General features: G+C 42.6%; 12 protein-coding genes. 5 read left to right on the top strand and 7 right to left on the bottom strand.

The genetic code is table 11. From position 1 onward, the window contains the following. The first annotated feature begins 229 nt into the window (after positions 1 to 229). A complete protein-coding gene (locus V6C71_02260) occupies positions 230 to 1,060 on the top strand; it encodes an NAD-dependent epimerase/dehydratase family protein (GenBank protein ID HEY9767314.1) in 831 nt (276 codons plus the stop codon). Between the two features lie 127 nt (positions 1,061 to 1,187). Here V6C71_02260 and V6C71_02255 read toward each other — a convergent pair whose 3' ends face one another. The 4 genes from V6C71_02255 to V6C71_02240 form a co-directional block, all read right to left on the bottom strand. Beyond that, complete coding sequence (locus V6C71_02255; protein HEY9767313.1) at positions 1,188 to 2,042, bottom strand: nitrate ABC transporter ATP-binding protein; 855 nt, start codon at positions 2,040 to 2,042, stop codon at positions 1,188 to 1,190. A 34-nt stretch (positions 2,043 to 2,076) separates the two neighbouring features. Continuing rightward, positions 2,077 to 3,735: an ABC transporter substrate-binding protein gene (locus tag V6C71_02250; protein ID HEY9767312.1), complete on the bottom strand. Its 1,659-nt coding sequence runs from the start codon at positions 3,733 to 3,735 to the stop codon at positions 2,077 to 2,079. 115 nt (positions 3,736 to 3,850) lie between these two features. Further along, positions 3,851 to 4,165, bottom strand: coding sequence for a hypothetical protein (locus V6C71_02245; GenBank protein HEY9767311.1), 315 nt, complete (start codon positions 4,163 to 4,165; stop codon positions 3,851 to 3,853). Between the two features lie 106 nt (positions 4,166 to 4,271). After that, entirely contained in the window at positions 4,272 to 5,429 is a 1,158-nt protein-coding gene (locus tag V6C71_02240; protein HEY9767310.1) for a sodium-dependent bicarbonate transport family permease, read from the bottom strand. A gap of 345 nt (positions 5,430 to 5,774) precedes the next feature. Here V6C71_02240 and V6C71_02235 point away from each other — a divergent pair, with 345 nt between their 5' ends. Then, positions 5,775 to 5,900 (top strand): hypothetical protein, encoded by a 126-nt coding sequence (locus tag V6C71_02235; GenBank protein ID HEY9767309.1) that lies wholly within the window; start codon positions 5,775 to 5,777, stop codon positions 5,898 to 5,900. Positions 5,901 to 5,946: 46 nt separating this feature from the next. Here V6C71_02235 and V6C71_02230 read toward each other — a convergent pair whose 3' ends face one another. After that, a complete protein-coding gene (locus V6C71_02230; GenBank protein HEY9767308.1) occupies positions 5,947 to 6,195 on the bottom strand; it encodes a hypothetical protein in 249 nt (82 codons plus the stop codon). Positions 6,196 to 7,046: 851 nt separating this feature from the next. On the opposite strand from V6C71_02230, the gene V6C71_02225 reads away from it, so the two are divergent. The 3 genes from V6C71_02225 (at position 7,047) to V6C71_02215 (ending at position 11,294) form a co-directional block, all read left to right on the top strand. Continuing rightward, complete coding sequence (locus V6C71_02225) at positions 7,047 to 8,777, top strand: diflavin flavoprotein (GenBank protein HEY9767307.1); 1,731 nt, start codon at positions 7,047 to 7,049, stop codon at positions 8,775 to 8,777. 105 nt (positions 8,778 to 8,882) lie between these two features. Further along, a complete protein-coding gene (locus V6C71_02220; GenBank protein ID HEY9767306.1) occupies positions 8,883 to 9,377 on the top strand; it encodes a phosphate-starvation-inducible PsiE family protein in 495 nt (164 codons plus the stop codon). Between the two features lie 177 nt (positions 9,378 to 9,554). Further along, on the top strand, positions 9,555 to 11,294 hold the full coding sequence (locus tag V6C71_02215) for a diflavin flavoprotein (GenBank protein HEY9767305.1): 1,740 nt from the start codon (positions 9,555 to 9,557) through the stop codon (positions 11,292 to 11,294). 195 nt (positions 11,295 to 11,489) lie between these two features. Here V6C71_02215 and V6C71_02210 read toward each other — a convergent pair whose 3' ends face one another. Then, entirely contained in the window at positions 11,490 to 12,026 is a 537-nt protein-coding gene (locus V6C71_02210) for a WGxxGxxG family protein (protein ID HEY9767304.1), read from the bottom strand. A gap of 114 nt (positions 12,027 to 12,140) precedes the next feature. Beyond that, positions 12,141 to 13,409 (bottom strand): glycosyltransferase family 1 protein, encoded by a 1,269-nt coding sequence (locus V6C71_02205; GenBank protein HEY9767303.1) that lies wholly within the window; start codon positions 13,407 to 13,409, stop codon positions 12,141 to 12,143. Between the last annotated feature and the right edge of the window lie 84 nt (positions 13,410 to 13,493).

Raw genomic sequence — 13,493 nt, 5'->3', positions numbered from 1 at the left:
CCCCCGCAACGGACTGTCTCGCAAAACGCGCCTTGCAAAGCCCAAGACCGCCCTAAAGGATTCCCTAAAGGGTACACCTTCGGATAAGCTTCGCGTCCGCTGCTCCGCTTATCCGTGATAGACTAGCCCTAAAGGATTAGCGCCTGGAGGCGCGTCCTTAGCGTCGTCCTTTAGGAAAAGCTAAAAACCAGTAAATCTAAACGGAACTAATTCACATTAAACGGATAAAATGAAATTAGCAATCATCGGATGTGGATATGTAGGGAGTGCGGTATCCTCTTTATGGCAAGAGGCTGGGCATGACGTAACGGTAACCACAACTACGCCAGATAAAAAACCAGAGCTACAGGCGATCGCTGCAAAAGTAGTTGTTTTAAACGGAAACGATTTAGAAAGTTTGAAACAGGCAATAGTAGATCGAGATGTAGTTCTTCTCAGCGTAGGGTCAAAGCAACGCACACCCCAAGGCTATCGCCAAGCTTATTTAACAACGGCGCAGAATATCGTGACTGCAATTAGGGCTACTCCATCAATTAAGCAACTTATATATACCAGTAGCTATGGCATTATAAATTGTCAAAGCGGCAATATTATCGATGAAACTGTTACAGTAAATCCCAAAGATGAGTTTGGCGAAATTCTGCACCAAACAGAGCAAGTATTGCTATCAGTTCCTCAAACAGAGATGAAAACCTGTATCCTTCGTTTGAGTGGAATATATGGACCAAAAAGAGAATTAATTAAGATATTTAGGCGCGTAGCAGGAACAACCCGTCCAGGAACAGGAAAAGACTATACTAATTGGGTTCACGTAAAAGATATTGCGCGAGCGATCGACTTTGCGAGAGTCAAACAGTTACAGGGAATTTATCATCTCAATAGCGATCAATTCTTGACTACCAAAGAATTTTTTCAGAGATTATTTGAGGCTTACAACTTGCCGCCAGTTACTTGGGATAGTTCTCAAACTTCTACTCGCGCCTATAATATGAAGCTTTCTAACCAAAAAATCAAAGACGCTGGCTTTAAATTAGCTCATCCTAATATTGAGTTTGGGTAACTTATAAAAGCTAAAAGCTATATGCGTAGCGGTATGCTAAAGCACTAGCTCCGCGTCGTCCTTTAGGAAAAGCTAAAAGCTAATAGCTTATCTAAACCTATCAATTACAAATCGACAGACCACTACTTTAAGCTTCATCATGAGCAAAGCGATCGTAGAGAAATTCTAGGGCGCGATTGCGCAGATTGTAGTACAGTGGATCTTCCATAATCTGAATGCGATCGCGCGGGCGTTCAAAAGGAATTTCGATCACTTCGCCAATACTCGCAGCAGGGCCATTGGTCATCATTACCAGGCGATCGCATAAGAATAAAGCCTCATCGATATCGTGGGTAATCATTAGTACAGTGCAGCGATGATCGTTCCAGATTTGCAGTAATTCTTCCTGTAATTCTTCTTTCGTAATTGCGTCTAATGCCCCAAAAGGTTCATCTAAAACTAGAACGCGTGGACGAATCGCTAAAGCTCGAGCAATAGAAACTCTCTGCTTCATTCCTCCAGAAATTTGAGGTGGTTTTTTATCTGCTGCTTCGGTGAGTCCTACTAAAGCTAAATGTTCTTTAACAATTGCTCTTTTTTCTTGTTGAGACTTTTGAGGATAAACTGCATGAACCGCAATGTAAACATTATCAAAGACAGTGCGCCAAGGTAAAAGAGCGTAGTTTTGGAATACTACCATGCGGTCTGGGCCAGGTTTAATAATCGGTTGATTTTCTAACAGAACTTTTCCTTCGGAGGGCTGGTTAAAGCCAGACACCATATTGAGTAAAGTAGATTTACCGCAGCCCGAATGTCCGATAACGCAGATAAACTCTCCTTGTTTGACTGTCAGGTTGACATTTTTGAGTACAATATAATCGCCATTACGAGTAGGATAAGATTTACTAACATCTTCAATTAATAAAAATGGGGATTCTCGATCGAGAGTAGGAGAAATTCGGTTTTGTTTGGATTGAGTTAAATTTAGTGGTTGCTTGTGCATTGGTCTATTATTATTCGTTGGTTGAATGAGAATTTTAGGCAGCAGTGGAATGGGAATCTAAGACAATTTCGGCGATGCTAAAGTCTCTTTTAATTTTGAGACTATTGAGATAGGCAACTGGATCATCAGCATCAAATTGAGTGCCATCAAAAAGTTTGATTTTGCCGCGATTGTATTTAGTATCGAGTAAGCCAAGCTCTCTAGCGGCGGTACTGAAGACGTTGACGCGACAGGTTCTCTCCAGGATTTCTAACCAGTTGCGGGGAAAGGGTGTGTGTCCCCATCGTGCTAATTGAGTCATGTGCCACAGGTGTTCGGTACGACTGGGGCGATTGACTCCATCACCATAAAATAGGTGATGGGCATACTCGCGTAGTGGCATTTGTAGATCGCAAGTAACTCGATCGGGATTACCAAGATGAATATATTCAACCGAAGTCCCTACATACTTGCGTTGAGATAGTATCTGCTCAATTTCCAGCGCATTGTTAGGATCGGCACAGTAATGGCAAGCTTCTAATAAAGCCTTAACCAGAGCAATATGGGTATTAGGATAGGCATTTGCCCAATCTTCCCGTACTCCTAAAACTTTACCTGGATGTCCCTGCCAAATTTCTAAGTCGGTGGCAATAGTGAAACCAACTCCTTCGGCAGCGGCACGGAAGTTCCAAGGTTCGCCCACGCAGTAACCATCAATAGTGCCGTTTTGTAAATCGACGATCATTTGTGCAGGAGGAATATTTTGCAGTTCCACATCAAGATCGGGGTCGATTCCCCCTGCCGCTAACCAGTAGCGCAGCAGTAAGTTGTGCATAGATGAAGGATGAACCACTCCTAGAATATGGCGTTTATCTTGGGTTTTGAGGATAAATTCTTTAAAATCTGCTAATTCCCTAACTCCCTGGTTATAAAAGCGTTTATCTAGAGTAATACCATTGCCGTTACGGGTCATAGTCAAGGCACTAACTACGGAAACAGGCTTTTCCTTGTGACCTCCTAAAGTTAACCACAGAGGCATTCCTGAAGGCATCTGGGCTGCATCGACATAACTGCCAACTAGACCATCGACAATACCTCGCCAACTGGTTTCCCGCACTAAAGTTACTTCATCTAAACCGTGTTTGGTAAAAAAGCCTTTTTCTTGGGCTACAGCTAAGGGGGCGCAAGCGGTCAGAGGAACAAAGCCGATTTCTAAGTTGACTTTTTCTAAACCGTGACGAGCGATCGCACTTGTTTTTCTTGCCCGTAGTTGCTTGAGTCGTTTTTGTTGATTGAGAAAATAAATCATCTCACTACGCAGACTATAGTAGCTGGGATGTTCGACCACTTCCATCCGCTTGCGGGGACGAGGAATATCAACATCGAGAATCTGCCCAATCTCGGCACTCGGCCCATTAGTCATCATCACAATACGGTCAGATAGCAACACCGCTTCGTCTACGTCATGAGTAACCATAACTGCGGTGACTTGGCTTTCTTCGCAGATTCGCATCAGTTGTTCTTGGAGATTACCTCTGGTTAAGGCATCTAATGCCCCAAAAGGTTCATCCAGCAGCAGTAACTTGGGACGAATCGCTAAAGCACGAGCGATCGCCACTCGCTGTTTTTGTCCTCCAGAGAGCATTCCTGGCTCTTTATCTGCATGAGGACGCAATCCGACTAGATCGATATGTTCTTTGATCGCGCGGCCCATAGGTCTGGGTCAATGACTTCTTCGCCGGCGTCAACGTCCCGCAGGCACGAAACACGGCCACCAAAAATCTGGGGTAATGCCCCAGATTTTTTGGTTCGCTCGGCTAGGTTTTGAGTTAGAACTTGTGCGCGTGCAGTACCTCCGCGTCACAGAGATAAGCGATGCCCGAATAATCGTCGAAAAACTGCGCTGCGACCTCATCCGAAATCTTCACGGCCATATCCCGATTGCGGGTAAGCACCTCGAACTTTATATTCGAGAAGTTTTCGGAAACGGTGGGTTGTCCTGGCGAGCGCACGTTGCGACTGCCTTTACCGCCAGCGTCCACCACCGTATAACCGGTAGCCCCGGCTTCGTTGATGATCTTGGCGATCTTTTTTAGCAGCACCTTTTCCGTGACGATGACGAGCTTGCTGGCTTGCTGGGTCATGTTGGTTACCTCTTGACGTGTGTATTCATTAAACTACATAGAAACTTAGGAAAACGGCAGCACCGCGCGCCCAGGCGCCGATCTAGCCGCCGCGACCCGTCTGGGATCAGCTGCCCATCAGCGCCTGGGCGAGCCCGATGTAGAGCGGTATTCCTATGGCAATCGCAACCGGCGTGCCGATGGCTGTGGACGCGCCGATGTAGGCGGAGGGATTAGCCGACGGGATACCAGCTCTTAAAGTGGGCGGCCCTGAGATGTCTGAACTGGAGCCAGCGATGACGGCCAGGAGTACGACGCCGCCAGGGCTGAATCCCGTGGTGACGTGGGCAATCATGCCGAGACCGAAGGCAATGAACCCATGCAGCAGCGGCGCCACCAAGGCATATACGGCGTACCACTGAGCCACCTTGCGCAGCTCGCCGAGCCTTGCCGTGGCCTCCATACCCATTACCACCATCAGTACCGAAAGCAGGCCTTTAAAGAGGGGGTCGTAGAAGCTTTCATAGACACTTTCTGGCTGGGTTAGCAGGCCTAGAAAGAGGCCGAGCAGCAGTGCCGATAGGGCAGAGCCCTGGAGACTTTCCTTCACGATGGGCCATATTTTGACCCGCTTGTCTGCGGTACCGCGCTGCTTGCTGGGATACCCACTTGCGGTAATGCCCTGCTCGCTAGAATACCCGCCTACGGTACCGCGCTGCTCGCTAGGATACCCGCCTGCGGTAATGCGCTGCTTGCTGAGAGTCTCCTGCTTGCTGAGAGTCTCATCTGCGGTACCGCGCTGCTTGCTGATATAAACGCTAGCCAAGACGATCGCAGTCACGAGCGCTGGGATGTCCATGAAGGGATAGAGTGCGCCGGCCCAGGGCTCGTATGGGATGCCTTGCCCTTCCAGTACCGTTATGCCAGCGGCGAGAGTAGAGCCACTCACGGCACCGAACAAGCCCGCGGTCGCAATGCCATCCTCGACTTTGACTTTCGGCAGCTTGCACAACGTGTAGCGCCCGATGAACACGATAAGGATTCCTATTACCACGGCGAACACCGCGGGCAACAGTATCTGCGCCAAATTGGCGTCGCGAATCGCCTGGCCACCGGTCAGGCCGACTTTTATGAGCAGCATGAAGACGATGAACTTATAGACTGGATCTGGAATTGATAGTCGGCTACCGACGGCGGCAACGACCATACCACCAATTAGAAAGCCGAGTGTCGGCGACTGTAACTGCTCCAAAAAGCTCGTCAAGAAATCGGACAAAAAATCCATGTTGTAATTCCTCTGTCATTAATTTAATTTAATTCCATTAGCTAGCTGCACAAAAGCTGACTAAATTCCAAGAATTTGAAAAGTATTATTTTATTCGATTGATAATTTAGGCTTACGATCTAAGCCTGAGTCATATCTAATCGTGACTAATAGTCAATCTATTCCGAAGGGGAATGAACTAGCAGGCTCAGCGCGGAAGGCTTCCCTAGAGATTGTTTCAGGAGTTAGCGAAAGGTTTGTTAAATACTCGGTATTGCTTGAGAAGCTATGGGACGCGCTATAGAGCGCAGACCACACAATGGCCATTAGAAGACCAACCCCAATGCCCCAACTGAACGCCCAAATATGCGAAGGCTCTCAAGTAAACCGCAGGTGGCGATCGCTATCGTAAACATGGACAGCCCACCCTTCGCCTGTGGATGGTTTCGCCTTTGTCTGATTCATGATGGTGTCCTCCTATTTTTAAAATAGATAGATTCAAAAAGATATAAATCAATGCTTACTATTACTCTCATTGCTACCCACTAAAAAGAGCACTCGTATCTTTGGCAATAACTAAGGCTGCTGCTTCGACGATGGGAATATAACCTAAAACAACTTTGGTAGTTTCAGGCATCATTTCAGGACTAATATCGGTTGCTTGTACTTGTTCTGTAGCTGCTTCTCCCCCAGGTTCGGGCGGGTTTCCCAGGCAGCCCTTGAGTAACACCGCACTGGCAGCAGTACCAGTAGTAAATAAAAATTTGCGCCGAGATAATTTGCTCATACATCCTCCTTGCAACCATCTCAATTGTTTGATTGGCTGTGAAGTAAATAAATTGAATATTTGTCTAGTCTGGAAATAAAGTTGCGATAGAAAAATTATTTTAGACTAATTATTATATAGATTAAGGTCAATGCAATATTAAAAAGCATTGTTTTTTGTCTATGTAAAAATAATACCATTAAAATTTTTAAATTGAGATGACGATTTGTAATCTTATGACCAAGTATTTCTTATTAAAAGGAGTTAGATCCTGGTATCAATAGTTAGAATTTAGAAAGCTCAATAATGCTAAATAAAAAGTTATTGATTTTACTTTTAATTTGATTTGCTAAAATATTGCGTTTTTCACGATAAATCCTGATTAGAACTTAATTTAGGCTGGAACAAAGCAAAAACATTGTAATGAGTATTTATACTCAATTTGAATTATAAAAATAAGCAATAATATATTAAAAATGTATTTATAAGCTAATTAGATTAAATGTTGTTGGTTTTTCCTTATTTTTGATATTCAAGCTTAATATAAAAATAATTTGTTATTTGATAGATTGATTTTTATCTATAATTCATCTATATTTTTATCTGTTAATATAAATAGCTACAATTTTTGCTATTACTATAAGTCGCTCTAATCAATATAGTCAGAAATAAATATTTTACAAATTAAGAGGCTGCACGTAAATATAAAGAAAGAAAGCCAAAGCATTTTGTGATTTAGGAGAACGTATTAATTCAAGTGAGTGATAAATAGTAGGCAAAAAGTTTTCTCACTCTTGATGTATTAAAGTTCTATCCAATTAAAATTTGGGCTAAGGGAAATTTAAAAGTACTTAACCAGGAGTAACTGACTTATGGTTGCATTGACAGATATTAACCAAAATAGTAAATCTACTGCCAGACTGACTTTACAAATTACCGAAATTGCACCAGAAACTAATGCCATTCGTTGTTTAGATTGGGATCGCGATCGCTTTGATGTTGAATTTGGCTTACAAAACGGGACTACTTATAATTCTTTTATCATTCAGGGTGAAAAGCTAGCACTAGTAGATACTTCTCACGCCAAGTTTCGTCAGCTTTATCTGGAGTTGTTAACAGGTTTTATCGATCCAACGCAACTGGATTATCTAATTATTAGTCATACCGAACCAGATCACAGTGGTTTAGTTAAAGACATCTTGGCGTTAGCACCCCAGGTTACGGTAATCGGTGCGAAAGTGGCAATTAAATTTTTAGCCGACATGGTGCATAAACCTTTTGAACATCAGATAGTTAAAAATGGCGATCGCTTGGATTTGGGAAATGGACATGAATTAGAATTTGTTTCGGCGCCTAATTTACATTGGCCCGATACGATTTTTACTTACGATTATAAAACTCAAGTTCTTTATACTTGCGATGCTTTTGGGATGCACTATTGCGATGAACCTACTTTTGATGAAGATTTGGAATTAATCGAGGCAGACTATGAATATTACTATGATTGTCTGATGAAACCCAATGCGCGTTCGGTTTTAGCTGCAATTAAACGAATGAGCAAACTAGAATTAAGAACGATCGCCACAGGACATGGCCCTTTACTACAATATAATCGTACCGAACTAGTCGATCGCTATCAACAATGGAGTCAGGCACAAACTAAAACTGAAACTTTGGTTGCCCTGTTTTATTCACAAGACTACGGTTACAGCGATTATCTCGCTAGAGAGATCGCGCATGGAATTACTAGAACAGGTGTGGCTGTAGAATTAATTGACTGGAATAATACCGAACCGCAAGAAGTAAGAGAAATAGTCTCTCAAGCAGCAGGTTTAGTCATCGGGATGCCATCTCAATCAGATCGAGAAGCCCATACTATTCTCAGTACTATAATGGCAGCAGCCCATAATAAACAGGCGATTGCCTTATTTGAATCTGGTGGTGGCGAAGATGAACCAATTTATCCACTGCGGAATAAGTTTCAGGAAATTGGCTTAACTGAAGTCTTTCCGCCAATTTTAGTCAAAAAATCTCCCGATCGGGTTACAAATCAAGTTTGTGATGAAGCTGGTACAGATTTAGGACAGTGGTTAACTCGCGATCGCACTATTAAACAAATTAAAGCAATTGACAATAGTTTAGAAAAAGCCTTGGGCAGAATTAGCAACGGTTTATACATTATCACTGCCACAAAAGGCGATATCTCTAGTGCCATGGTTGCCTCTTGGGTGACACAAGCCAGTTTAACTCCTTTAGGAATTGCGATCGCAGTGGCTAAAGATCGGGCAATTGAATCTTTCTTACAGATTGGCGATCGTTTTGTGTTGAATGTCTTAGAAGAAGACAATTATCAGCATCTAATTAGACATTTTCTCAAACGTTTCCCCCCTGGTGCAGATCGCTTTCAAGGTATCAAAACCGTACCTGCGAATAATGGTTCACCGATTATTGCCGAATCTCTAGCTTATATCGAATGCGAAGTTAGTAATCGCTTGGAATGTAGCGATCACTGGATTGTTTATAGCACTGTAGAAGCTGGTAGAGTAGCCAAACTAGATGTCCTCACTGCTGTTCATCATCGTAAGGTAGGAAATCATTATTAAATACGCTTAATGTAAATTACCTTCGTTCTGATTTACTAGTTTTTAGCTGTTAGCTATTAGCTTTCCTCCCCTGCACTCCTGCACTCCTGCACCCCTATATTCACCATGCACAAACTTGTCGATTCCCCACCGATTCCCTGGTACAAATTGTTCAATAGCAGTGGGGTAATTCAAATTTTAGAATTTATCCAAGACTCGATTATTATCTCTCTTTGTATCGGCTTATTTAGCTTCATGGCGATTCAGTTGCGAGAGATGTTTATTTCTCTGCTACCGCCCTTAAATTTTACCCAAGTCACGGCTGACATTCTGTTTTTACTAATTTTAGTCGAATTATTTCGCTTATTAATCATTTACTTGCAAGAACGTCGAATTTCTATTGGTGTAGCCGTCGAAGTCTCAATTGTCTCAGTTCTAAGAGAAATTATCGTCAAGGGAATTTTAGAAATTCCTTGGAGTCAGGTATTAGCCACTTGTTCTTTTCTGTTAGTTTTATCTGTTTTATTAGTAGTCCGAGTTTGGCTACCCCCCACCTTTGAAGGTGTCGATCCAGAACAAAAAATAACTCAACGACATAAACAAAAAACCATCAACAACTAACAAATCACAAACAATAAATCATTTGTGTTCATCTGTGCGATATGCCCTAAAGGACTAACTACGTGTGACGCGAACTTCTAATCCTTTAGGACGCGAAGCAAGTCCGAAGGACTCAGCTAATCATGCACGGGCATATCCTTTAGGGGACAAACAATTAACCATCAACAACTAACCATCATGACACAAGCAACTATTAATCACACACCTGCCAAACAAAGAGACGTTCAAGTAGCTAAAATTGGTACAAACACTGAAGTATTGCGATCGCGTACCTGGGAAAGATTAAAATTTGAAGTTGAATATTCGCGTCAAAAAGGCACTACTTCCAATTCTTATCTGATTCAAGCAGATAAAATCGCCTTAATCGATCCACCAGGGCAGTCTTTTACACAAATTTACCTCGATAGTTTAGAACAGCATCTCGATTTACAAAAGCTAGACTACATTATCTTGCAGCACGTTAATCCTAACCGTTTGGCAACAGTGCAACTCTTAGCGGGAAAAGCACCTCAAGCAAAAATAATCTGTTCTAAACCAGCAGTCAAAGCTTTAGAAGGTGCATTAATATTTCCCGAATGGCGATCGCGAATTCAAGTAGTCAGAGACAATAATACTTTAGACTTAGGACAAGGACATCAACTACAGTTTCTGAGTGCATCTACTCCCCGTTGGGTAGATGGCTTGTGTACCTATGATCCTCAAAGTAAAATTCTCTATAGCGATAAATTTTTTGGGATGCATTTGTGTGATGAACCCATCTTCGATGATAACTGGAAACAATTAGATTTAGACCGCCGTTTCTATTTTGACTGTCTCCATGCTTCCCAAACCAAACAGTTAGAGACTGTTTTAGCTAAATTTGCGCCTTTACCTAGCAAAATATATGCTCCTGCTCATGGTTCATTAATTAAATATAGCCTCAGCCGCTTTAGCTATGATTATCAACAGTGGTGTCAACAACAAACCAGCAAAAAATTTCAAGTAGTTTTACTTTACGCCTCTGCTTATGGCAACACCGCAACCATTGCCAGTGCGATCGCTCATGGTCTGATACAGTCGGGAGTAGCGGTAGAATCGATTAACTGCGAACTTGCCTCAACTGAAGAAATTACCGCAGCAGTTCAAGCCTGTGATGGTTTTATCATCGGTTCGCCGACATTAGGTGGTCATGCGCCAACTCAAATTCAGACAGCATTGGGAATTGTCCTAGCTAACGCAGCCAAAACTAAATTAGCAGGGGTGTTTGGTTCTTTTGGCTGGAGTGGTGAAGCGATCGCTTTGTTGGAAAATAAACTCAAAGATGCTCATTATAGCTTTGGCTTTGAACCAATCCAAGTGCGTTTTAGTCCTACTGTTAGTACTTTAAAAGAATGTATACAGGCTGGTCAAGAATTTACCCAAAAATTAAAAAAAACCAAAAGGCTGCGTACTCCTCGCCAAGCGGTAACAGAAATACAAATCGATCGCACCGAACAAGCAGTCGGTAGAATTGTTGGTTCGCTTTGCGTCTTAACTACCTGTAATAATAATGTTCATCGTGGTGTACTTTCTTCTTGGGTATCCCAGGCAACTTTTAATCCTCCTGGAGTGATGATTGCGGTAGCTAAAGAACAAAATGCAGACATAATCGGCAGTCTAGGCGATAAGTTGGTGCTGAATATTCTCAATGAAGGTAGAAGCGTAAGGAGAAACTTTTGCGCTCAAAGCAGTGATTCATTTGGTAATTTGACTACCAAAACCGCTAGCAACGGCTGCTTAATTATTGAAGAAGCTTTAGCCTATCTAGAATGTACCGTTCAAAGCAGTATAGAATCAGGCGATCGCACCTTAATCTATGCAGTAGTAGAACAAGGCGAAGTAATACAAAGCAGTGGAATTACGGCAATTCAACATCGTAAGTCTGGCAGCCATTATTGAGAAGACGTTCCATCGAACGTCCGTACAGAAGTCAGAAGTACCATATCCTTTAGCATCAGAAGGTTTTTAGCCTAGTTAAAATTATTTACCGCAACTGGGTTTTCTCAATCAAATTTAGTATAACGCTCAAAGCAACACAAAAAAGGGACAGGAATCTGTCCCTTCTCGTTAATTAGCTAGTCAATTGATTAGCTGTTATACATATGTATTGCCCTCATTAGGATCTAAAGGTTTTAGATCGCGGTGCTCCTCGACAATGCGAGTTTTCTTGTTTCTACCAGCCAAACCAAACAGACCAAGTAAACCAAGTAGTCCTAACCAACCCCAGTTATCTCGCTGTTCTATATCAGCAGCGGTTTGGGCCATTTCGGCTTGCGCTGCTTCAGCAGCCTGGTTGATGTTTCTTTGTGCTTCTGCCGCAGTTTGTTCTACTTGCTGTTGGGCCTGATTAGAGTTGCGTTCAATAACAGCACCCCCATCTTGCGCTCCTTGTTCTATCGCTGCACCAGTATTGTCTAAACCCTGTTCGGCAGCTTTGCCAGTATTTTCAACACCGTTATCAAGGGCGTTTCCTGCATCATTGAGGTTTTCGCCCATGTTATCCATGTTTTGTTCAGCCTGGTTTAGGTTTTGGTCTACAGTTCCTTCTTTATCCTGGCTCAAGGCTATGCCAGCGGGTACAGTTAGACTAAGAGTAATAATAGTAGCTGTAGTTAATTTAGTTAAGTTCATAAGAAACTCCTAATTATATTTTTAGTTGATGTGACGATGCTGAATTAGAATACGCAGATAAAATTAATTATTGTTTTTGTACATATTCAAACTAAGCAACGCCACGAAGAGTAATTACACGGCTGGGGTTAAAAACTCCTGGTGTAACTTATTCAACTCGGATAGATATTGTTGGTCTAATTGAGAGGCTACGCCATCCCAGCTAAATTTAGACTCAACTCTTTCCCTAGCGTTTTTACCAAGTTGCTGACACCATGATGGGTTAGACAAAATTTGGGAGATCGCGCTAGCAAAAGCCTGTTCTTCTTGAGGTGGAGCAAGTAATCCCGTTACCTCATCGACAACGGTATATTTTAAGCCTCCAACTTCAGAAGCTACTACAGGAGTGCCAGAAGCCATGGCTTCTATTGCCACCAACCCAAAGGGTTCGTAGTGACTGGGGACAACGCAGACATCCGCTGCTGCATAGTAGTAAATTAAATCTTGATGGTTAACTAAACCAGGAAAAGTAGTGATATCTTGCAGTCCTAGTTCGTTAACAATACTTTCAATACGTTCTCTTTCTTTGCCGTCTTTTCTGCCAGGCGTGCTACCGCCAGCGATGATTAGCTTCAGATTTTGCTGTTCTCTAACCTTAGATTGACCAACTGCTCTAACCAAGGTTTCAATGCCTTTACGCGGGTCAAAACGTCCGACGTAAAGAACCACTTTATCTTCTGGCTGTAACCCAAGTTTAGTTCTTGCTGCTTCGGTTGAAATACTACCAAAAGCACTAACATCAGTTCCACAAGGGATTACTTTGATGTTGCCTTTGGTTGATACAAGCGATCGCATATGCTCTTTTTCTTGCGGCGAGGTAGCAATCACCAGATCCGCAGTTTCCAAACACTGCTTCTCAACTTTTAAGCGAGTTTTGGCAATCATTGGCACTGTGTTTATCGATCTATATTTCACTGCACCTAGAGAATGATAAGTATGCAGATGCTGAACTAACTGGCGTTTTTTTAGCTCCATGCCTACCCAGGCAGAAAGCCAGTAGTTAGTATGAACTATAGGATAAATTGTTCTTTGATCATGTTGAAACTGAATGAAGGCATCGAGAAATTCAGGCAAATACTTAAATATTTTTTGCCTGGCGATAAACTCTTGAGGCCCTGCGGTTAAGCGAATTGTGCGGCAATTAGGACTATGTTCGACAATTTTTTCTTGTTGCGCATCACTACAACGAGTAAACATATCAACCTGCCAACCCTGACGCGCTAAGGCTTCTCCCACCTCTCTAACATAAACGTTTTGTCCTCCTGCTTCTTCTTTACCAATGTCTATTGCAGGATCGCCATGAACGGAGATAAGAGCTATTTTCCCTCTATTTTTTGTCAACATGACCGTAGTTATTATGTATGAATAATAGATTATAAAATTTGTAACGATTTCAACAGTATATGAAAGTCAATTTAAACTCGCATC

It is taken from the genome of Coleofasciculaceae cyanobacterium (assembly GCA_036703275.1).
GTDB lineage: Bacteria > Cyanobacteriota > Cyanobacteriia > Cyanobacteriales > Xenococcaceae > Waterburya.
Note: the sequence above shows the minus strand (reverse complement) of the source record. Positions and strands in the feature narration are given on the sequence as shown.

Bases quoted from the DNA above. Each gene is read 5' to 3' on its own strand.
- V6C71_02260 (HEY9767314.1), top strand. From the start codon at position 230: ATGAAATTAGCAATCATCGGATGTGGATATGTAGGGAGTGCGGTATCC.
- V6C71_02255 (HEY9767313.1), bottom strand. From the start codon at position 2,042: ATGCACAAGCAACCACTAAATTTAACTCAATCCAAACAAAACCGAATT.
- V6C71_02250 (HEY9767312.1), bottom strand. From the start codon at position 3,735: ATGGGCCGCGCGATCAAAGAACATATCGATCTAGTCGGATTGCGTCCT.
- V6C71_02245 (HEY9767311.1), bottom strand. From the start codon at position 4,165: ATGACCCAGCAAGCCAGCAAGCTCGTCATCGTCACGGAAAAGGTGCTG.
- V6C71_02240 (HEY9767310.1), bottom strand. From the start codon at position 5,429: ATGGATTTTTTGTCCGATTTCTTGACGAGCTTTTTGGAGCAGTTACAG.
- V6C71_02235 (HEY9767309.1), top strand. From the start codon at position 5,775: ATGCGAAGGCTCTCAAGTAAACCGCAGGTGGCGATCGCTATCGTAAAC.
- V6C71_02230 (HEY9767308.1), bottom strand. From the start codon at position 6,195: ATGAGCAAATTATCTCGGCGCAAATTTTTATTTACTACTGGTACTGCT.
- V6C71_02225 (HEY9767307.1), top strand. From the start codon at position 7,047: ATGGTTGCATTGACAGATATTAACCAAAATAGTAAATCTACTGCCAGA.
- V6C71_02220 (HEY9767306.1), top strand. From the start codon at position 8,883: ATGCACAAACTTGTCGATTCCCCACCGATTCCCTGGTACAAATTGTTC.
- V6C71_02215 (HEY9767305.1), top strand. From the start codon at position 9,555: ATGACACAAGCAACTATTAATCACACACCTGCCAAACAAAGAGACGTT.
- V6C71_02210 (HEY9767304.1), bottom strand. From the start codon at position 12,026: ATGAACTTAACTAAATTAACTACAGCTACTATTATTACTCTTAGTCTA.
- V6C71_02205 (HEY9767303.1), bottom strand. From the start codon at position 13,409: ATGTTGACAAAAAATAGAGGGAAAATAGCTCTTATCTCCGTTCATGGC.